Source organism: Sulfitobacter sp. SK012 (assembly GCF_003352085.1).
In the GTDB taxonomy this organism is placed as follows: Bacteria; Pseudomonadota; Alphaproteobacteria; order Rhodobacterales; family Rhodobacteraceae; genus Sulfitobacter.
On sequence record NZ_CP025804.1, the window covers coordinates 2,355,105 to 2,374,956 of the forward strand.

23 protein-coding genes and 1 tRNA gene are annotated in these 19,852 nt (G+C 54.6%); 10 read left to right on the forward strand and 14 right to left on the reverse strand.

The genetic code is table 11. From position 1 onward, the window contains the following. Positions 1-30: 30 nt before the first annotated feature. On the reverse strand, positions 31-975 hold the full coding sequence (locus C1J03_RS11535; protein ID WP_114886609.1) for a tripartite tricarboxylate transporter substrate-binding protein: 945 nt from the start codon (positions 973-975) through the stop codon (positions 31-33). A 113-nt stretch (positions 976-1,088) separates the two neighbouring features. On the opposite strand from C1J03_RS11535, the gene C1J03_RS11540 reads away from it, so the two are divergent. From C1J03_RS11540 to C1J03_RS11555, 4 genes are all read left to right on the forward strand, one after another. After that, positions 1,089-1,898, forward strand: coding sequence for an IclR family transcriptional regulator (locus C1J03_RS11540; protein ID WP_114886611.1), 810 nt, complete (start codon positions 1,089-1,091; stop codon positions 1,896-1,898). Then, positions 1,895-3,241: an aminotransferase class III-fold pyridoxal phosphate-dependent enzyme gene (locus C1J03_RS11545; protein WP_114886613.1), complete on the forward strand. Its 1,347-nt coding sequence runs from the start codon at positions 1,895-1,897 to the stop codon at positions 3,239-3,241. The genes C1J03_RS11540 and C1J03_RS11545 overlap by 4 nt, the downstream gene beginning before the upstream one ends. A gap of 90 nt (positions 3,242-3,331) precedes the next feature. After that, the gene (locus C1J03_RS11550) at positions 3,332-4,621 is read left to right on the forward strand and encodes an aspartate aminotransferase family protein (protein WP_114886615.1); all 1,290 of its coding nucleotides are present in this window, start codon (positions 3,332-3,334) and stop codon (positions 4,619-4,621) included. After that, positions 4,618-5,562 (forward strand): phosphotransferase enzyme family protein, encoded by a 945-nt coding sequence (locus C1J03_RS11555; protein ID WP_114886617.1) that lies wholly within the window; start codon positions 4,618-4,620, stop codon positions 5,560-5,562. Before C1J03_RS11550 ends, C1J03_RS11555 begins: the two co-directional genes overlap by 4 nt. Before the next feature lie 190 nt (positions 5,563-5,752). Here the strand turns inward: C1J03_RS11555 and C1J03_RS11560 are convergent. The 11 genes from C1J03_RS11560 to C1J03_RS11610 all read right to left on the reverse strand — a co-directional run bounded on the left by C1J03_RS11560 (position 5,753) and on the right by C1J03_RS11610 (position 14,452). Next, positions 5,753-5,829 (reverse strand) — tRNA-Arg (locus tag C1J03_RS11560). Between the two features lie 59 nt (positions 5,830-5,888). Then, complete coding sequence (locus C1J03_RS11565; protein ID WP_114886619.1) at positions 5,889-7,109, reverse strand: cysteine desulfurase; 1,221 nt, start codon at positions 7,107-7,109, stop codon at positions 5,889-5,891. Then, the gene (locus C1J03_RS11570; protein WP_114886621.1) at positions 7,102-7,695 is read right to left on the reverse strand and encodes a YIP1 family protein; all 594 of its coding nucleotides are present in this window, start codon (positions 7,693-7,695) and stop codon (positions 7,102-7,104) included. The genes C1J03_RS11565 and C1J03_RS11570 overlap by 8 nt, the downstream gene beginning before the upstream one ends. Continuing rightward, positions 7,692-8,177 carry a YIP1 family protein gene (locus C1J03_RS11575; RefSeq protein WP_114886623.1) on the reverse strand — a complete coding sequence of 162 codons (486 nt, stop codon included), beginning with the start codon at positions 8,175-8,177 and terminating at the stop codon, positions 7,692-7,694. Before C1J03_RS11575 ends, C1J03_RS11570 begins: the two co-directional genes overlap by 4 nt. After that, positions 8,177-9,454: a SufB/SufD family protein gene (locus C1J03_RS11580; RefSeq protein ID WP_114886625.1), complete on the reverse strand. Its 1,278-nt coding sequence runs from the start codon at positions 9,452-9,454 to the stop codon at positions 8,177-8,179. The genes C1J03_RS11575 and C1J03_RS11580 overlap by 1 nt, the downstream gene beginning before the upstream one ends. Next, a complete protein-coding gene (sufC, locus tag C1J03_RS11585) occupies positions 9,454-10,209 on the reverse strand; it encodes a Fe-S cluster assembly ATPase SufC (protein ID WP_114886627.1) in 756 nt (251 codons plus the stop codon). Before sufC ends, C1J03_RS11580 begins: the two co-directional genes overlap by 1 nt. Before the next feature lie 73 nt (positions 10,210-10,282). Further along, positions 10,283-11,068, reverse strand: a complete 786-nt coding sequence (locus C1J03_RS11590) for a polysaccharide pyruvyl transferase family protein (RefSeq protein WP_114886629.1) — start codon at positions 11,066-11,068, stop codon at positions 10,283-10,285. A gap of 70 nt (positions 11,069-11,138) precedes the next feature. Continuing rightward, complete coding sequence (locus C1J03_RS11595; protein ID WP_114886631.1) at positions 11,139-11,324, reverse strand: hypothetical protein; 186 nt, start codon at positions 11,322-11,324, stop codon at positions 11,139-11,141. Then, positions 11,324-12,844, reverse strand: coding sequence for a Fe-S cluster assembly protein SufB (sufB, locus tag C1J03_RS11600; protein ID WP_114886633.1), 1,521 nt, complete (start codon positions 12,842-12,844; stop codon positions 11,324-11,326). Before sufB ends, C1J03_RS11595 begins: the two co-directional genes overlap by 1 nt. Positions 12,845-12,866: 22 nt before the next feature. Then, complete coding sequence (locus C1J03_RS11605; protein WP_114886635.1) at positions 12,867-13,997, reverse strand: cysteine desulfurase family protein; 1,131 nt, start codon at positions 13,995-13,997, stop codon at positions 12,867-12,869. Beyond that, the gene (locus C1J03_RS11610; RefSeq protein ID WP_114886637.1) at positions 13,994-14,452 is read right to left on the reverse strand and encodes an Rrf2 family transcriptional regulator; all 459 of its coding nucleotides are present in this window, start codon (positions 14,450-14,452) and stop codon (positions 13,994-13,996) included. The genes C1J03_RS11605 and C1J03_RS11610 overlap by 4 nt, the downstream gene beginning before the upstream one ends. Before the next feature lie 188 nt (positions 14,453-14,640). Between C1J03_RS11610 and C1J03_RS11615 the strand changes: the two genes are divergently transcribed. The 4 genes from C1J03_RS11615 (at position 14,641) to C1J03_RS11630 (ending at position 17,547) form a co-directional block, all read left to right on the forward strand. Then, complete coding sequence (locus tag C1J03_RS11615) at positions 14,641-15,294, forward strand: alpha/beta hydrolase (protein ID WP_114886639.1); 654 nt, start codon at positions 14,641-14,643, stop codon at positions 15,292-15,294. After that, positions 15,294-15,530, forward strand: a complete 237-nt coding sequence (locus C1J03_RS11620) for a hypothetical protein (RefSeq protein ID WP_114886641.1) — start codon at positions 15,294-15,296, stop codon at positions 15,528-15,530. Before C1J03_RS11615 ends, C1J03_RS11620 begins: the two co-directional genes overlap by 1 nt. Continuing rightward, on the forward strand, positions 15,527-16,114 hold the full coding sequence (locus tag C1J03_RS11625; RefSeq protein ID WP_114886643.1) for an HD domain-containing protein: 588 nt from the start codon (positions 15,527-15,529) through the stop codon (positions 16,112-16,114). The genes C1J03_RS11620 and C1J03_RS11625 overlap by 4 nt, the downstream gene beginning before the upstream one ends. A gap of 218 nt (positions 16,115-16,332) precedes the next feature. After that, on the forward strand, positions 16,333-17,547 hold the full coding sequence (locus C1J03_RS11630; RefSeq protein WP_114886645.1) for an NADP-dependent isocitrate dehydrogenase: 1,215 nt from the start codon (positions 16,333-16,335) through the stop codon (positions 17,545-17,547). Positions 17,548-17,663: 116 nt separating this feature from the next. On the opposite strand, the gene C1J03_RS11635 is transcribed toward C1J03_RS11630, so the two are convergent. Together C1J03_RS11635 and C1J03_RS11640 are read right to left on the reverse strand one after the other, a co-directional pair. Continuing rightward, positions 17,664-18,458 carry a class II glutamine amidotransferase gene (locus tag C1J03_RS11635; protein WP_114886647.1) on the reverse strand — a complete coding sequence of 265 codons (795 nt, stop codon included), beginning with the start codon at positions 18,456-18,458 and terminating at the stop codon, positions 17,664-17,666. Between the two features lie 3 nt (positions 18,459-18,461). Continuing rightward, positions 18,462-18,668 carry a DUF6356 family protein gene (locus tag C1J03_RS11640; protein WP_114886649.1) on the reverse strand — a complete coding sequence of 69 codons (207 nt, stop codon included), beginning with the start codon at positions 18,666-18,668 and terminating at the stop codon, positions 18,462-18,464. Positions 18,669-18,784: 116 nt separating this feature from the next. On the opposite strand from C1J03_RS11640, the gene C1J03_RS11645 reads away from it, so the two are divergent. Both C1J03_RS11645 and C1J03_RS11650 read left to right on the forward strand, forming a co-directional pair. Continuing rightward, positions 18,785-19,243, forward strand: coding sequence for an Lrp/AsnC family transcriptional regulator (locus C1J03_RS11645; RefSeq protein WP_114886650.1), 459 nt, complete (start codon positions 18,785-18,787; stop codon positions 19,241-19,243). A 72-nt stretch (positions 19,244-19,315) separates the two neighbouring features. Beyond that, a complete protein-coding gene (locus tag C1J03_RS11650; RefSeq protein ID WP_114886652.1) occupies positions 19,316-19,648 on the forward strand; it encodes a DMT family transporter in 333 nt (110 codons plus the stop codon). Positions 19,649-19,852 lie beyond the last annotated feature (204 nt).

Sequence of the window (19,852 nt, forward strand, 5' to 3'; positions counted from 1 at the left end):
AGATATTGCCCGACCAATTTTTTGTCGTGATTACTGAGCTAGCATGCCTTCAATACGGGCCATCGTCTCAATGTCCGTAATGATCTGGGCTTTGACCTCATCTGCGGTCTGCCAGTACACTAGCGCGCCCGTGTCAGCGGCCAGTTTGAGTGCACGCTCAGACATCATCGTCTTTTGCGCGACGGCGATGATCTTGTCCTGAACATCTTGTGGTGTGTCGGCATGAACAAACAGACCGTTCCACAAAGCGACGTCCAGATTGGGCGCAAGCTCGGCTACTGTCGGGGTGTCAGGCGTCAATGGAATGCGCTCGGATCCAATGGAGGCGAGAACTTTGACATCATCCAAGCAAGGGAAGATTTGCTGCAGCGTCGTGTTGATGACGTCGACGTCGCCAGAGGCTAGCGTGTTGCAATCCAGCGCATCAAATGCCGCGTCAGATGCGAAGGCAAAGCCCATCTCTTTGGCAAGACCGAAGGTGACTTGTGTTGGCACGAGTGGCGCACCGAAGTGACCCAGAACAACATCGTTGCTGCCCGCATATTCAGCCAAGCCCGCCATGTCGTCATAAGGTGCATCGCCGCTGGTCGCGATGACGAACGGATATGTCAGGAAGTTCCCAAGCGGCACGAAGGGATCGGGGTTCAGCTCAGGAATGCCGATCTGCGGGCCAACAACGGGAATGGCGATGATAAACGAACCGACAGTGTAACCATCAGCAGGCGCATTCGCCACTTCGATGGCACCCGGGAACGGGCCACCGCCCCCACCAGGCTTGTTAACAACAGCCGTCGCGACGCCGTAGGCCTCGGAGAAATCTTCTGCAATCATGCGTGTCAGCACGTCTTCAAGGTCACCCGGAGGCCAAGGCACAACAAACTCAACTGGCTTTTCTGGGTATTCCGCTTGTGCGGCCCCTGTGACGGCTGCCATGGCAAGTGCCATGGCTGTCACTGACGTCATAAATTTAGTCATTTCTCTCTCCCTGGTGTTGGTTCATATACTGAACCGCTGTTATGTAAAAAAGGTTGCCTTGTTAAATTGCATGTGTCAAACTTTTTCTGAATTGGATGGAAAGCGAAGCCTGCATGTCATCAGCCGCAAAAACCCTTGAGTTATTGGCGCATTTTTCGTCGGCCCGGCCCGAGATTGGGTTATCGACGTTGTGCCGTCTGGCGCGCCGTGACAAGGCAACCACCTACCGCCACCTCCAAGCCCTTGAGGATGCGGGGTTTGTGGAGCAAAATCCGGCAACCAAACACTACCGCCTAGGCCCAATTGTGCTGCAGCTCGCGCAGACCCGTGAGGAAACCGTCCCGCGAAAAGCAGGAGCCGAAGCTGCGTTGTCACGCTTGGCTGACGCTACCGGTGAGACGTCTCATGTATCAGTATTATCAGGCACGACTGTCTATCCACTCGCATCTTGCGAATCGCCGAAACACGGCACGCGGGCGATCATCGACATTCAGACCTTCCCTTTGCATGCGACAGCATCAGGCCTGTGCGCGCTGGCATTTGGTCCTTCCAAATTGATGGATGTGGCTACCGAAAACCTTCAAGCCTACACAGCAAAGACCGTACAAACCGCTGCAGACCTCGAACAAGCTGTCCAATCTGCGCGCGACACCGGCTTTGGGCGTTCTGATCGCAGTTATGAAAATGAAATCCACAGCTTATCTGTTCCGGTTTTCGATCAAACCGGCCTCTTTGCAGGTGCTGTATCTGTTGCGAGCGTCGCCACGCGGTTTTCGCAGGATCTTGAGCGCATTATTAAGAGTAATCTGGTTAGCGCCAGTCGTGAAATTTCCCACAATTGGGGTGGAACGCCCCCTGCCGACATCGAGGCCGCCTGGGCCAAATCCCTTTCACCATCGCACGCATCGGAAACCGCATCATGAAAGACTCAAACTTCCTGAAAGAACACAACGGTCGACTGATGTGGCACCCAATGACGTCGCCCCAAGACACCATTGATCATCCGCCGACCATCATTTCCGAAGCCAGCGGCGTTAACATTACCGACATTGACGGGCACACGGTCGTGGATGCCGTCGGTGGCATGTGGAACGTTAACCTTGGATATTCTTGCCAACCTGTAAAAGACGCAATGGCAGCTCAGCTTGAAAAACTCCCGTATTATTCGACCTTCCGAGGCACTTCGAACGAAGCCGCGATTGAGTTGTCGTACGAATTGAGTGAGTTTTTTGCGCCTGACGGCCTTAGCCGCGCGTTCTTTACTTCGGGCGGCTCAGATTCTGTGGAAACGGCGCTGCGTCTTGCGCGGCAATACCACAAGCTGCGCGGCGATGCGGGAAGGGTCAAATTCCTTAGCCTTAAAAAGGGTTACCATGGCACCCATATTGGCGGCGCGAGCGTCAACGGAAATGCGAATTTCCGCAATGCGTATGAACCGCTGCTGCCGGGCTGCTATCACATCCCTGCGCCCTATACGTACCGCAACCCTTTCAATGAAACTGACCCCGAAAAGCTGGCGCAACTATGCGCCGCAGCGTTGGAGGATGAAATTGCCTTCCAAGGTGCCAACACCATTGCCGCGATGATCATCGAGCCGATCTTGGGTGCTGGTGGCGTGATCGTGCCGCATAAGTCCTTTGCGCCAATGGTCCGCGATATTTGTGAACGAAATGGTATTTTGTTGATCACGGATGAAGTTGTGACCGCGTATGGCCGCACCGGTGCGTGGTCCGGTGCCCGGCTTTGGGGCATTAAGCCTGATATGATGTGCACCGCCAAAGCCATCACCAACGGGTATTTCCCATTTGGGGCCGTGATGCTGGGTGACAAGATGATCGAGGCGTTCGAAAACAACCCCAATGCCAAAATTGGTCATGGCTACACATACTCTGGGCACCCTGTGGGCGCTGCCGCTGCACTGGCATGCCTGGCGGAAACCAAACGATTGAACGTCGTGGAAAACGCAGCCGCGCGGGGCGATCAGCTGTTCGCGGGCTGCAAAGCACTGATGGAAAAGCACGATATCATTGGCGACGTCCGTGGCGGGCAAGGCTTGATGACTGCCATCGAAATGGTCAGCGACTGCGCAACAAAAAAACCGATCGACGCAGTCAGGGCCACAACAGTGCAAAATGTCACTTATAAATCGGGTGCGATGATCCGCGTCTCTGGTCCCAACATCATCTTGTCACCGCCGTTGGTGTTGACCGAAACGGATGTTGCGACGATTTTATCGGCGCTCGATGCGGGTTTCACAGCAGCATGAGGCACCGACATGACTGACAACCACGGTATCTTTATTAGGCCCAAATTAGAAAAGTCTGCGCTGGCTAAGACGCTGGCGGGGCTAATTTAAATGACACGCACCACAGCACAATTACTGGCAGACCGCGCGCGACTTCTGGGGCCGAATGTGTCGACGTTCTATGACGATCCGGTCCATTTCGTGAAAGCTCAAGGTGTGTGGTTATGGGATGCGGAGGGCCGTAAATACCTCGATTGTTATAACAACGTGCCTCACGTCGGGCACTGTAACCCGCGTGTTGTCGATGCGATCTGCCGGCAAGCCAGTACGCTGAACATACACACGCGCTATCTGCATGACGGCATCCTAGATTACATCGAAAAGCTGACCTCGACGATGGATGCAACGTTGGACACCGCGATCCTGACCTGCACGGGTTCAGAGGCCAACGACATCGCCCTGCGCATGGCCAAAGCGGTGACCGGCAAGCGCGGCATCATTGCAACCGACGCGACCTATCACGGCAACACAGCGCTGGTCAGCCAGCTGAGCAAATCCAACGTCCCCAAGGTGGGCTTTGGGCTAGATCAGTATTTCCGTTTCGTCGATGCGCCAGACAGCTACCGAAACCACGACCCTGATGGCTTGATGTTCGCGGCCTCTGTCGCTGACCAAATCGCAGCACTTGAGGAAGATGGTACTGGCTTTGCGGCCTTGGTCGTGTGTCCGTATTTTCTGAATGAAGGCTTTCCCGACAATCCTGCTGGCTGGCTGAAACCTACTGCTGAAGTGGTGCGCAAGGCTGGTGGAGTGCTGATTTGCGACGAAGTGCAATCAGGCTTTGGGCGCACTGGTACTCACCTTTGGGCCCACGAGAAGATGGGCGTGGTCCCCGATGTCGTTGTGTTGGGTAAACCTATGGCCAATGGGCATCCTGTTGGCGGCGTGGTCGCCAACCGCGATATCGTCAAAGCTTTCAGGTCTGGCTATCGCTATTTCAATACTTTCGGTGGTAATCCAGTATCCTGCGCTGCTGCGATGGCTGTGCTGGAAGAGATGGAAGACCAGAACTTGATGGCAAACGCCAAGACCGTGGGCGAACATGCCCGCAAGCGTCTGAATGCCCTCGCCCAGAAATACGACGTGATCGGTGATGTGCGTGGCTCAGGCCTTGTTTTTGGGGCCGAACTGGTGACAGATCCCGACACTAAATCCCCCGCTAGCGATTTCACCGACCGCATCATCAATGCCATGCGCCACCGTGGGATCATCCATTCCAAGCTAGGTCGGCACAAAAACACCCTCAAGATCCGCCCACCGATGCCGTTTTCAATTGAGAATGCGGACCTGTTGTTCGACACATTGGACGACGTTCTTGGGCAAACTCCGATGATCAAATGAACGCCATTGTAGAGCAAGCACTGGTATTGTGGGGGTTGGAGGGGGCTGAATATATCCTTGTCGCCACTCGCGAAAACGCGGTCTACAAAATCACCACCGAGCACCACATGTTTGCCCTTAGGCTGCACCGTCAAGGCTACCGTACAGACATCGAGTTGCAGTCTGAATTACAATGGATGGAAGCCGCTGCATCGGGCGGAATTCGGGTGCCGGCCCCCCTTCCATCTTTGTCTGGCGACATGTTGCATGTGCTCGATGATGTTCAGGTCGATGTTTTGACTTGGCTTTCCGGCGTGACATTGGACGCAGCCCTTGAGGGGCTGCTACCCACTGCGCGCGCGGTATTATTTTACCGCGTCGGGCAGGAAATGGCATGCCTGCATGACGTATCAGATGCATGGGAACAGCCAGCCCGGTTTGCACGCTGTGCATGGGACCGCGATGGGCTGCTCGGCGAGGCACCGCTTTGGGGTCGGTTTTGGGACAACCCTGCCCTCACGTCTCATGACCGCGACCTCTTTCTAGCGATGCGCGACAAGGCGTATGCCGAGTTGGCCAAACTGGAAGCTAAACTAGATTATGGACTGATCCATGCAGATTTGGTCAGCGCGAATGTCATGGTCGACGGCGATCAGATACAGCTTATCGACTTTGACGATGGTGGATTTGGTTTCAGGCTCTTTGACATCGCCACCGCCTTGTTGAAACACCTCGACGCGCCCGATTTTTCAACTCTGCGAACGGGCCTGATCGAGGGCTATACCTCTGTGCGGCCGATCGACCTCGCAGTGCTCGACCTGTTTATCTTACTCAGATCCGCCACCTATGTCGGATGGAACATCACGAGGATGACTGAGGATGGGACGTCCGGACGAAACGCGCGCTTCATCAGCACAACGAAACAGCTCGCCACGGCCTACATGGAACCCGACGGTATCTAGCGAAACAGTTAGATGCTGCGCCTGCCCAAGAGTTGCCAAGATCATTCAAGACGAATCTCTTTGGCCGTAACCCCAATGATACCAGGATGGAAAAGCTGGAAAACAGGGCAAGCCCCAGCAGTAAGCGATCATGGACCCTCTTTGAGTCACATCCACTGCGGCAGATAAGGCCATGGCTTGTAAGGAAAAATGGTGAACCCAGTAGGATTCGAACCTACGACCTTCGCCTTCGGAGGGCGACACTCTATCCAGCTGAGCTATGGGTCCAACACCGCTTGGTATAGCCAGCCTCCTAGGCCCCTGCAATTGGAAAATCGGTTCAGCGATTAGGCAAAAAGGTCATGTGCCAACTCAAGGGCGTCGATCAGCGTGTCGACTTCGCTTTCAGTATTATAAAGGCCAAAGGACGCCCGGCAGGTAGCGCTGAGGCCCAAATGCGCCATCAAAGGTCCTGCGCAATGTTGCCCTGCACGCACAGCAACGCCCTTTTTGTCGAGGATCGTGGAGATGTCATGGGCATGTGCGGCACCATCTAGCGTAAAGCTAAAAATTGCAGCCTTATCCGGCGTCGTGCCTTGAACCTGTAGCCAATTCAGCCCCCCAAGCTTTGCGGTCGCGTAATCGCGTAGCTTTGCTTCGTGGGCGGCGATGTTGTCCATGCCGAGCCCCATCATATACTCAAGCGCCACGCCCAATCCGATGGTCTGGACGATACCGGGCGTGCCTGCTTCAAATTTCATGGGGGGATCGTTGTATGTGACACCTTCTTTGGTCACTTCGCGGATCATATCACCGCCGCCAATAAACGGGCGCATCTCATCCATCCGTACGCGTTTGATATAGGTCGCGCCAGATCCCGAAGGACCGTAAAGCTTGTGGCCTGTCACGGCATAAAAATCGCACCCGATGTCGGCGACATCGACGGGCAAATGCACTGCCGCTTGTGAGCCATCAACCAACACCGGAACGCCATGCGCATGTGCAGCAGTTGTGATGGATTTCACATCAACAAGCGTTCCTAAGACATTGGAAAGATGCGTAATTGCGATCAGCTTCGTTCGTGGCGTTATCGCATCGATCACCGCTTGCGGATCAAGAGCACCCGTCGCATCCACATCGACCCACTTAAGGACAACACCTTGGCGTTCGCGTAAAAAGTTCCAAGGTACGATGTTGGCATGATGCTCCATCACACTGAGGATGATCTCATCCCCGGCTTCCATGCGCGGCATTGCCCACCCATAAGCGACCAGATTGATCCCTTCGGTTGTTCCGGAATTGATGACGATCTCATCCTCGGAGGGTGCGCCCAAGAAACGCGCAATCGTGCCACGTACGGCCTCATACTTGTCAGTTGCAAGATTAGAAAGGTAGTGCAAGCCTCTGTGAACATTGGCATATTCCATCGAATAGGCTTGCGTGATGGCATCGATAACCACCTGCGGTTTTTGCGCCGAAGCCCCGTTATCGAGATAGACCAACGGCTTGCCGTTTACCTCCCGCGCGAGAATTGGAAAGTCGCGGCGCACTGCTGTTACATCAAACATTTGTAGGCACTCCCATTGCGGTCAGTCCGACCACCATCGCCAAAATCAACAAACCGATCACCATGCCAATTGCGGCTAAGACCAACACAACAACCCCTTGCAGCATCGAAGAAAGTTGCAACGCCGTGGCGATGAAATTGATCAGTATCCAAAGGCCTAAAAACCCAACTAGGACCGAGAACGCCAAACCCAACAGCGGCGACAACGGGAGTAAGACCAACAAAACGATCTGTGCGGCGGCACGCAGCGCCTGCAGCCAGACCATCAGGACCAACAAATCTCCCAAGTCGCCTTTTCCGCCAATCGCGAGCCCGGTCCAATAAAACGCATGGACACTTAGCACTAACACACCAGAAAGGATGACGAAGAATGCCAAGGGATTCAGGAAAAGTTGAGGAATTTCAGCGGTATCACCAGCGACTCTGAGCTGTATCGTGAAGATGAATGTGTTCGCCACAGCAACCAGCGCCAGGCCCGACCACAGCGTATTGCGGTCAAACCCGAACGAGATGATATGACGCGCCGCAGCTTGCGGGTCGCGCAAGGTCAGGACAGCAAGGTCCATGAGAGATTGTTTGAGGCTCATACGTTACCCTCTGCGGCCAAAAGGCCACTTGCCCAGAACCAACCAAAAACGCAAAGCCATACAATACCAACGGCTTGCAGTTGAATGCTTGGACCAATAAATCCGGCAACAATACCAAGGAGTAAGAGCACCGGCGTCGATGCCAAAAGCGACCAGAACAATGTCATGCGGATTTCATACCCGGTGATCTGGCGGCGTGCGATTTTTGACAACGCCCAGATCATCGCTGCGAAGGCATAAAGTATCAACGGCATCAAAAAAATCCACAAGAACGCACTCCAATACAGACGCACGGCAAGTGGACCTTCGGGGTCCAGCTGTGCCTCACGGGCTTGATATGGCGCAGAGGCGATAAAGATCAACAATCCAGCCAATAGCAGGAAAATTAAGGCGCGGACCTCGTTGCGCCCTTGCGAAATAAAACGCGCCATGACGCGGCCCGGGCCACGGTACGTCGCCAGAATGTCGCTTGTGAGCGCCATCAGCTTTTGTGCCGTTCCAGCCAGCCTGCCAGGCGTGCATTGATCTGATCACGCAGGTCTTCGGCCTCGATTTCCTCGACGGCCTCAGCGAGGAACGCGAGGGTCAGCAGATTTGTGGCTTCAGTTGCTGGAACCCCACGCGAACGCATGTAGAACATCGCATCCTCATCAATCGCACCTGAAGTTGATCCGTGCGAACAGGCAACATCATCTGCGTAGATTTCAAGCTCTGGCTTGGCGAGAAACTGACTATCCTCGTCCAACAGCAGCGACTGGCTGATCTGATAACCATCGGTTTTTTGCGCGCCGGCCTTAACCAAAATCTTACCCTGGAAAACACCTGTGGCACCGTTGCGCAGGACCTTCTTGAAAACCTGCCGGCTTTGACAATTCAGTGAATCGTGGGTCACGAAAACGGTGTCGTCATGCACAAAATCACCATCGCCAACGCATGCCCCAGCGACAGTTGCGTGGGAATCGTCGCCGACCATCTCAATCACGCATTCATTGCGCGTCAGCATGCCGTTGACCGTGACGGTGAAGGATTTGAAATTAGCCTCGGCACCAATGCGGGCAAAGACATGGGTTGCAGCGCGGCGTTCTGGGTCGCGCCCTTGGGCACGGACATGATGAAAAGAAGCACCATCAGCCACTTCTACTTCCATGACAGTATTTAGACGCGCAGCGCCGGGGCCGTTTTCTAGCAACGTCATGGAAGCTTTGGCATCCAACTTAATGCAATGGTGTAAGATCGCATCAGAACTATCTGATTTATGTTTATAAATTAAGTTCACAGGTTTGCTTGGCTTGCCTGTGACATGGATCAGAATACCGTCGGCTGCCATCGCGGTGTTGAGTGCGGCAAGCGGGCGCGGAACAGGCGTTTGGCCGCGCGTTTCGAGCACTCCGTAAAGCGCTGTCGCCCAATGCAAATCACTGCGCGCCTGAGCGAGCCTTTCAATGCGAATGCCCTCCAGGGCCAAGTCATCAGAGGCATCAACGTCAAATTCACCGTCTACAAACACCAGCTTAATGCTGTCGAATTCGCCAAAAATTGGCGCTTCGTCTGTAGGGTACACAGCAGCTTTGGGCGCGGTTTCTTGGGTCAGTGTATCAGGGCGGGTGAATTTCCAATACTCATCGCGCCGTGTTGGCAGGCCCATCGTGTGCAGGCGTGACAATGCTTCTTCGCGTGCGGGTTGGTCCCACGTCGCGTCAGGCAAGCTGAGCGAGGCGATCCAGCCCTCTGCCGTTTTTTCAAGTACAGCGTCGGCCATTACGCCACCTCTGCCAGAATATCGGCATAGCCGTTGTTTTCGACTTCAAGCGCCAGCTCAGGTCCGCCGGTTTTGATAATCCGACCGTCTGCCATGATGTGAACCACATCCGGTTTGATGTGATCGAGCAAACGCTGGTAATGCGTGATCACCAAAAACCCGCGGCCTTCGTTACGCAGCGCGTTCACGCCTTCGGCCACCAGTTTCATCGCATCAACATCAAGGCCGGAATCCGTCTCGTCCAAAATGCACATTTTTGGCTCAAGCATTGCCATTTGCAGGATTTCATTGCGCTTTTTCTCACCACCCGAGAAGCCAACGTTGACAGGGCGTTTCAACATATCCGCGTCAATCTTGAGCTCTTTGGCACGAGCGCGCACGATTTTGAGAAATTCTGCCGCCGACATCTCATCTTCGCCGCGCGCTTTGCGTTGGGCGTTCACGGCGGTGCGCAAGAATGTCATGTTGCCCACACCGGGGATTTCAACAGGATACTGAAATGCCAAAAACAGGCCCGAAGCGGCGCGTTCTTCTGGATCCATATCAAGCAAGTCGACGCCTTCGAGAGTTGCGGATCCGTCCGTAACCTCATAGCCGCCCTTACCCGAAAGGACGTAGGACAATGTCGATTTACCAGAGCCGTTTGGCCCCATAATCGCGTGAACGCTGCCAGCTTTGATCTCCAGGTCGACACCTTTGAGGATCTGCTTGTCTTCTTCTTCAAGTTGGACCTTTAGGCCTTTGATGCTCAGCATGGAATGCTCCTGGATTTGACGGTTGCGCCGCAGTGGCAGAATTTAAGTTGGATGAACAGAGGGATACATTTGGTCATGCGGCCCTCAGATGAGATGGGAAACTTGCGCAAAGAGCTGCGCGGCAACGGGCGATCCCGTCGGCATAGGTGATGGCGGATGATTTCGGGGCCTTGGGGACGTCAGGCAGCCCCATAGGTGCCGCCATATCACTGCGCCCAACGGATGCAGCGTAGTCATGATATTTGAGCCGAGACTGGCCCTTTGGTGTAATCCAGGTGTTCGCCACGCCGTAGGCATCCGCAACGATCAGACCATGCAACGAAGACGCAAAGACATGCGCACAGCCCGCGATCTGTTGACAGACCGATGCGGCGTCTCCTTGAGGGTCGATCAGCGCATAAGCTGGATCAGAGGCGACGAATGCCAGCAGTTCTGGATCATCCACCAGCGTATGATGCGGCACAATGCCGATGCGATCCGTGCGGGTTCCGTCAAAGGGCAATGCTTGGTCGATCAACAGCCCCGCGTCGCCGAATTGCGTGTGTTCCAACCCCAAGAGCGCGGCTGTAATCGGACCGCGCACAAGTGCGATATCGATGTGATCCAGAAATCCGCGAGAATTCACGGCATGCAACAAACCAGTACCCCAAACAGACAGGCGCGCACCCTCACGTGGCTCCACAAAGGCACGTCGGACAACTTGCAAGAGCGACCCGATGGCAAACAGCTCTGCGCGCTTGGGGCCGGCGTGCTTTACGGCACGGCCAGACATATGGCTCACGATCAACGGATTGATCGCGTCCCCGAAATTCGGGACAGCCTTCCACCAATGGAGGCGCAGAGGTGCCGTATCAGCCATCAGCCCAACACCGCTCCGATTTGAACGCTCGAGCAGGTGCGAGAGGTGACCGCAAAGGCAACAGGCCGGGTCATTCCGATTTCCTTCGTATCAATTTGAACAGCAAGCCCACGACCAGATAGATCGCGCCGAAAACGAGGGACCCCATGATCACTTCGGGTATCCCGTCGCCCTCTTCCAATGAAAAGCGGAAGACATAGCTCAGGATGCCGTAGACCGTGGTGGCTATTGCGACTTCCTTTGCCAGTTTCAACATTAGCCCACAGATCCTTCGAGCGAGATCGCCACCAAAGCCTGTGCCTCCATCGCGAATTCCATCGGCAGTGCTTGCAGCACGTCCTTGCAGAACCCGTTTACAACAAGGGCAACGGCCTCTTCTTCGTCCATGCCGCGCGACCGGCAATAGAACAGCTGATCATCGTCGACCTTGGATGTGGTCGCTTCATGCTCAACCCGGCTCGAGTTATTTTTAACCTCGATATAGGGCACCGTGTGCGCCCCGCATTTATCGCCGATCAACAGACTGTCGCATTGCGTATAGTTGCGCGATTCCTTGGCCTTAGGGTGCATAGACACAAGGCCGCGGTAGGTGTTCTGAGCCTTGCCCGCCGAAATACCCTTTGAGACGATGCGCGACTTGGTACGCTTTCCCAGATGGATCATTTTGGTGCCGGTGTCGGCCTGCTGCATGTTGTTGGCGATAGCGATGGAGTAAAATTCGCCTTGGCTGTCGTCGCCGCGCAGGATGCAGCTTGGGTATTTCCACGTAACAGCCGAGCCCGTTTCAACTTGGGTCCACATCACTTTGGCCCGGTCACCGCGGCAATCGGCGCGTTTGGTGACGAAGTTATAGATGCCACCCTTGCCGTTTTCATCGCCCGGATACCAGTTTTGTACGGTGGAGTATTTCACTTCCGCGTCTTCTTCGATGATGATTTCGACCACGGCGGCGTGCAGCTGGCTTTCATCACGCTGAGGGGCTGTACAGCCCTCAAGGTAGCTCACGTAGCTGCCTTTGTCGGCGATGATCAATGTGCGCTCGAACTGGCCGGTATTCTCCGCGTTAATGCGAAAATACGTCGACAATTCCATCGGGCAACGCACGCCTGGCGGCACGTAAACAAATGATCCGTCCGAAAAGACAGCCGAGTTCAACGTTGCATAAAAATTATCCGACACAGGCACGACTGAGCCCAGGTATTTGCGGACCAATTCAGGATGTTCGCGGATCGCCTCAGAGATCGAGCAAAAAATCACGCCAGCGGCCAAAAGCTCTTTTTGGAACGTCGTGCCCAAGGACACACTGTCAAAGACAGCATCTACAGCCACTTTGCGCGGCGCATCGCTCATCTCTTCAGCACCTTCGACGCCAGCCAAAATGGCCTGCTCTTTCAAAGGGATACCCAGTTTGGCATAGGTGGCCAGCAGCTTGGGATCGACCTCATCCAGTGATTTCGGCTTGATGGCCATGCTTTTGGGGCGCGCATAGTAATACTGGTCCTGAAAATCGATCTCAGGGTAGTCAACCATGGCCCAATCTGGCTCTTTCTTGGTCAACCAGCGGTCATACGCCTCAAGCCGCCAGTCGGTCATCCACTGCGGTTCTTCGTTTTTCTCAGAGATCAGGCGCACGATATCAGGGGTCAGGCCCTTGGGCGCATATTCCATCTCGATATCGGTGGACCAACCATGCTTGTAGGCACCGCCGACTTCGCGCACAGCATCCACGGTTTCCTGGTCGACGCCGTCTTTTACAATCGTGTTGTCCAAGCTCATTGTCCTTCTCCCGGAACGCCCATCAGGCCGCTCTCTTCTCGTGTTTCTTCAGTTGCGCGGTCCAAGTCTCGGTAAAGCGCATCACATCCTCAGGCGTCGTCTCAAGTCCCAATGAAACGCGGATCGCACTTGCGGCCTCATTCGCGTCATATCCCATGGCAGTCAGTACCGAACTCGCCCGCAGTTTGCCCGACGAACAGGCCGACCCCGCGGAAATCGCAATTCCGGCAAGATCCATCTGCATCACTTGCGTCTCGCCCTTCCAGCCTGGTGTCATCAGGCAACTGGTGTTGGGCAGGCGGTCCGCATCTTTCCCTACCAAAATAGTCGTCTTTGCTGCATCCTCAAGGACCTCTTCCAGTAAATCACGCAGGCGTGCAACCTCTTCCCAACGGCCATTCGCAACGTCACGCGCCGCTGCCTCAGCGGCTGCGCCAAAACCGGCGATCCCGACGATGTTTTCAGTCCCAGATCGGCGGCCCATTTCCTGCCCGCCGCCCAGCAAGCGCGGCTTTACGTCGGTGCCGCCTTTGACGATCAGCGCCCCAATGCCCTTGGGCCCGCCCAACTTATGCGCAGAGGACAGAATGAAATCAGCGCCAGACTTGGCCATAGAAAATTGCGTTTTCCCAAGCGCCTGCACCGCATCGACCAAGATCAAGACCGACCGTTTGAGCGCCCAAAGGGCTTGGGCATGCTTCATCGTGTCTTGCATCACACCCGTTTCGCTGTTGGCAGCTTGGATCGCGACGACGTCATCGAAAATTCCGTCAGCGAAATCAGCACCGTGCGCGGTTCCCGTCAGCACACCATTGCCGTCAACATCCAACAGCCGTGTCAGATCAACGCCTTTTTTCTGGACCCAAGACAAGACCGCGTCATGTTCAATGCCAGCTGAAGACACAGTGGCAAACTCAGGGATTGCTAGGCTGGCTGCTTCGGTTGCACCGGACGTAAACACTACGTCACCCGGATCGCACCCAACAAGCTCCGCCACTTGCATCCGCGCACGTTCCACCAACGCCTTGGCCGCGCGGCCCTCTGCATGGACGCTTGACGGGTTGCCCGCGACATCCATCGCCGACACCATCGCCGCGCGGGCTTCGGCACGCAGCGGTGTGGTCGCATTATGATCCAAATAGATGCGGCTCATTCGTCCACCAAATCAAAAAGATGCGGCACAGCGGGACATGGCACCAACTCATTGTCGATGACGTCAGACAGTCGGGTTTGGTGCAAAAATACGTAAACGTTTGCACTCAAGCCTTCCCAAAGACGGTTGGTCAAAGACTGGGCACGACTACCCGATTGCCCGCCAGAGACCCCTGCCCCTTTGTGCATCGCATCTACGGTTTCATCGACGGCCGCCAAAATATCAACGACGCGGATCTGAGAGGTTGTGCGCGCCAACCGGTAACCGCCGCCGGGGCCACGTACGGACGACACCAATTCAGCGCGGCGTAGTTTGACAAAAAGTTGCTCGAGATACGGCAAGGAGATCGATTGACGCTCGGCTATTTCACCAAGCGAGACAAGATTACCTTTCGGTTGCAGCGCAATATCGGCCAAGGCAACCATCGCATAGCGTCCTTTTGTCGATAGCTTCATTGTGCTTATCCCCTATTACAGCCTGTCAGATGCCCGCATACGATTGACGTGAGCGCATGAAATGCCTAAGTGCGGAGCCTGACTGTCGTGGCACAGCCGCGACTCCATTAATTAGAACCGTTCTAAAGTGACTGAGCTAATTCGTCAAGAATAGCCCGGCCCTTAAGAGCCCACAGTAAGGGACGCCCATGCCCGAGGTCATTTTTCCTGGACCCGAAGGCCGCCTCGAAGGCCGCTACCACCCTCAAAAAGAACGTGACGCACCCATTGCGATCATCCTACATCCGCACCCTCAGTTCGGCGGAACGATGAACCACAAGGTCGTCTACAACATGCACTACGCCTTTTATAATATGGGCTTTACTGTGCTGCGGTTTAACTTCCGCGGCGTGGGGCGCAGCCAAGGCGAATATGATCAAGGCATTGGTGAGCTGTCAGATGCAGCCTCCGCGCTGGATTATTTGCAGTCGATGAACAACAATTCCAAGCATTGCTGGGTTGCTGGTTTTTCCTTTGGTGCTTGGATTGGCATGCAACTTTTGATGCGCCGGCCAGAGATCACGGGCTTTATCTCCGTATCACCGCCCGCGAATATGTATGACTTTTCGTTCCTCGCACCCTGCCCTGCGTCGGGTTTGATGATCAACGGGACTGCTGACCGTGTTGCACCACCTGCAGACACCGTGTCGTTGGTGAATAAATTGCACGAGCAAAAGGGTATTACGATCACCCACCAAGAGGTCGAAGGTGCCGGTCACTTCTTTGAAGGGCCGCACATGGATACGCTGATCGGTTCCACCACCGACTATGTGAAGCGCCGCCTGACCGAGACAACGCGCTAATGGCTGATGATGCAGTCATTTCAATGGCCAACAAGCTGGCCGAGGAATGCTTAGCCGTGCAAGCGGAAACTGGCGAAGACCGCTTGTTTATGGAAGTGGGCGATGTGCTTGGCACGTCGTCCCAGACCCTCGAAGAAGCATTCCTGACAGCGATCCGGACACGTATGGCTGAGCTAAAAGGCCGTGCGTTTTTGTCCCAAAAGCTCAAGGCGCACCGCGCGACCAAGGGCGTATGAGAGAACGGCTTGACCGTCAGATCGCGTTTCTAAACGAGGCCGACAAGCTAAAATCTGTCACCCGTGCTACGGAGCTTTGCGATAACTCCCGGTATGAAAATTCCGCTGAACACAGCTGGCACTTAACGCTTTATGCGTTGGTGCTTGCTGATCAGGCCGGTCCTGGTGTTGAGATTGACCGCGTAATCAAAATGCTGATCTTGCATGATCTGGTCGAGATCGACGCCGGTGATAATCCAATCTTTGGCGACGTTGATGTGGCCGCGGTGCAAGCCCAAGAGAAAGTTGCCGCAGATCGAATTTTTGGAATTCTCCCCAACGACTTGCGAGACGATCTTCGTGTAATTTGGGAAGAGTTTGAGGCGGCCGCGACCCCCACTGCCCAGTTCGCAAAATCGCTCGACCGTTTTCAACCGCCAATGCAGAACCTGCAATCAGGGGGCGGCAGTTGGGTCGACTATGACGTCACAGAAAAGATGATCGCGGACCGTGTGGGCAGCAAGATCGCCATCGGCGCACCAACCCTTTGGGACTACGCCAAAGGCAAGATTACCGCGTTCTTTGAAGCGCGGGCGAAAACCTAAAACGCAGCGTTGAAAATTTGTTTCCCTTGGACACGCAGGGTTCAATTTCAGACCGAACGGCGAGAGCAATGAAATAAATTTGCGTTCACGCCAGCCTCTCTGTGCCCCCAAAACCAAAGAAATGAAAATGAACGGTATGCTATTGTATACCGTCTTTCCCTTTGTGTTCGAATGGGGTAAATGCGCTCGCAATGCCAATCCACGCAAAGGAATGCCTCATGTCAAAGATTAAGGTAGAAAACCCCATCGTCGAGCTCGACGGTGATGAAATGACCCGCATCATCTGGGAGTTCATCAAGAAAAAGCTGATCCTGCCGTATCTCGACGTCGATTTGAAGTACTACGATCTGGGCATTCAAGCGCGTGATGACACGGATGACCAAATCACCATTGATTCCGCGCATGCCATCAAGAAATACGGCGTTGGTGTCAAATGCGCGACCATCACACCTGATGAAGCACGCGTTGAAGAATTTGGCCTCAAGAAAATGTGGCGGTCCCCCAACGGGACAATCCGCAACATTCTGGGCGGCGTTATCTTCCGCCAACCGATCATTTGTAAGAACGTACCGCGCCTTGTGCCTGGCTGGACCAAGCCAATTGTTGTGGGACGTCACGCTTTTGGCGACCAATACCGCGCCACCGATTTCAAATTCCCCGGTGCGGGCAAGTTGACGATCAAATTTGTTGGTGAAGACGGCACCGAGATCGAACATGAAGTGTTTGACGCGCCTGATTCCGGTGTGGTTATGGCCATGTACAACCTCGACAAATCGATCATCGATTTTGCACGCGCGTCCATGAACTATGGCCTTAACAAAGGTTGGCCGGTATATCTGTCGACCAAGAACACGATCCTCAAGCAATATGACGGCCGTTTCCTTGAACTATTCCAGCACATCTACGAGACTGAATTTGCAGACAAATTCAAAGAAGCTGGTATTACATATGAGCACCGCCTGATCGACGACATGGTCGCTTGTGCGATGAAATGGAACGGCGGGTACGTTTGGGCTTGTAAGAACTACGATGGCGATGTGCAGTCCGATACCGTTGCGCAGGGCTTTGGGTCGCTTGGCCTGATGACATCCGTTCTGATGACGCCTGATGGGCAAACAGTTGAAGCCGAAGCGGCGCACGGCACAGTGACGCGTCACTACCGCCAGCACCAAAAGGGCGAAGAAACATCGACGAACTCCATCGCATCGATCTATGCGTGGACCGGTGGTCTTAAGCACCGTGGCAAGCTCGATGACAACACGGCGTTGATCAACTTTGCTGAAACCTTGGAGAAGGTTGTTGTTGATACGGTTGAAGCCGGCGACATGACCAAGGATCTAGCACTGTTGGTAGGCCCCGATCAAAAATGGCTGACCACGATGGGTTTCCTCGAAAAGGTCGACCAGAACCTTGGCAATGCGCTCAAGGGCTGATCCCGTTGCAACAGACAAACGAAAGGCCGCCCCATGAGGCGGCCTTTTTTATGTGCGGCGCGTTAGTAACGCACCGCGTTGCCGGCTAAACTTAAATTAGCCAATAGGATGCACCCTTAGGCGGCTAGTTTTGATTGCATGGGCAGAAACGGCTCCACCCGGCAGGTGTCTTTGGTAAACGTGCAAAAGCTCCCCTTCGGCACTTCGGTCCAATTTCCAAGTGCTGTGTCGTAGGGCTCAGACACCACCGCCCATCCCTGCCAATCCTCGTTCCACTGATAAAACAACGACGGCGCGAGGGCATCGGAGGCATAACGTACAGCATAGAGCGTTTCGCCCCGGGTAAAGGCCGCTGCGATGCGCATATGCGGTCCGGTGCCGTTCTCGCGCGACAGCGTTTCAAGCGCAGCCACGGCGGCGGTCATTGCGCTTTGTGGGTCGTCATCCAACCCCAACCCAGCTGCGATCAAAAACAAGACCTCGCTGTCTGTGGCACCTTTTCGATGTGGATAAAGCGCGTCGGAAATCAACGCTTCGGCCTTGCGCCTGATCTGATCAAAGCCGCCAATCTGCCCGTTATGCATGAAAGACCAACGCCCTTGTACAAACGGATGGCAGTTGTTGCGGCTGGTCGCTGTCCCGGTGGAGGCGCGCACATGCGCCAAGAACAAACCTGCGCTCACCTGGTCGGCCAGCGCCTGTAAATTCGGGTCTGACCACGCAGGATGCACATCGCGGTATTGCCCCGGCTCAGGCTTTTGGTCGTACCATGCCAGCCCAAAGCCGTCGGCGTTGATGGCCGTTTTGCACTTGGATGCTTCGCGAGACTGGTGGATCAAAGAATGCGCAGGATCAGTCAGTATTTGGCTCAAAAACAGCGGCTTACCATGCCACGCGGCCCAGCGGCACATAGGTCAGTGGCCACGGTTATGGGTGCGCTCATAGAGCCGTGCGATGATGCCACTGGCGGTTTTCTCAAACAGGCACGGGATCACAGCATGGATCAGTGCTGCGAATGCGGCTGCAAACAGCAGGCCTGCAAATTTCAGCGCAAAGGCCATATGCTCCAGAAAAGTTTCTTCAACTTGTGCGGGGTGGTCAAGAAAGATGCGCGAGATCATGGGGACTGCTCCTGTTCTAAGTCTTAATCAAGATACCAGCACCACGACGGGATCACTTCCCAAATTCACCGAAGTTACGCTTGATTTTGGGATGGATGCACGGCAATATCATATTTATGGTGACATTTGATGAATTAGATAGACGAATACTGAGTGCTTTGCAACGTGACGCATCACAATCACTCGAATCAATGGGCGAACAGGTTGGCCTTTCGCGCAATGCTTGCTGGCGTCGAATTCGCGCGCTTGAGACGGCTGGTGTGATCAAAAAACGGGTCACACTACTGGACGCGACTAAGTTGGGCTTGAACCTGACCGTATTTATGATGGTGCGAACCAATGCCCATGCACCTGATTGGCTGCAAAATTTCTCAAAGGCGACCAAGAATATGCCCGAAATCATGGGCGTTTACCGCATGACTGGCGATTTGGATTACCTCATTCGGGCGCGGGTTGCTGATATGGCTGGATATGATGCGCTCTATCAACGCCTGATCCGCAAGGTGGAATTGTCGGATGTCTCTGCGAGCTTTGTGATGGAAGAAATTAAAGAAACGACCGCCCTGCCCCTTTAGCTTGGTCTTTCGTGACAACGTGTTTGAATGTGCCTATCGATAATCTACGCGCGTACGATGAAAGGACTGCCCATGCCCGTTTACCTGATCCTTGCCTTGGCCGTGCTGGCCGAAACCATTGGCACCACAGCGCTGCAAGCCAGCCAGCAGTTTACCAAACCTTGGCCGTCGGTTTTGGTGGTCGTGGCCTACGCGGTATCGTTCTATCTGTTGTCCATAACCCTCAAAGCTATGCCCGTTGGTGTGGTTTATGCACTCTGGTCCGGCTTGGGGATTATCTTGATCGCGGGTATCGGGTTCGTGGTCTTCAATCAAAAATTGGACCTACCTGCCGTTCTTGGTCTTGGCTTGATCATTTCGGGCATCGCAGTGATCCACCTTTTCTCGTCCGCCACTCCGCATTGATGAGTTTAGGTCATGTTAGCGCGTAGTGAAATCTAGGCATATTAGGGTGCCAGGCACGCGGTCAACTACTTTGCAAATGCGCAAATAGTTTCACGGCCAATCAAAACCTTGGCCCTTTGGGGCTTGGTGGCCACCATCGAACCGTTGAAACATGCCCAGTTTGGGCCTGAAAACGCCACGTCAGCAGGTTAGGTCCGTTTTCTG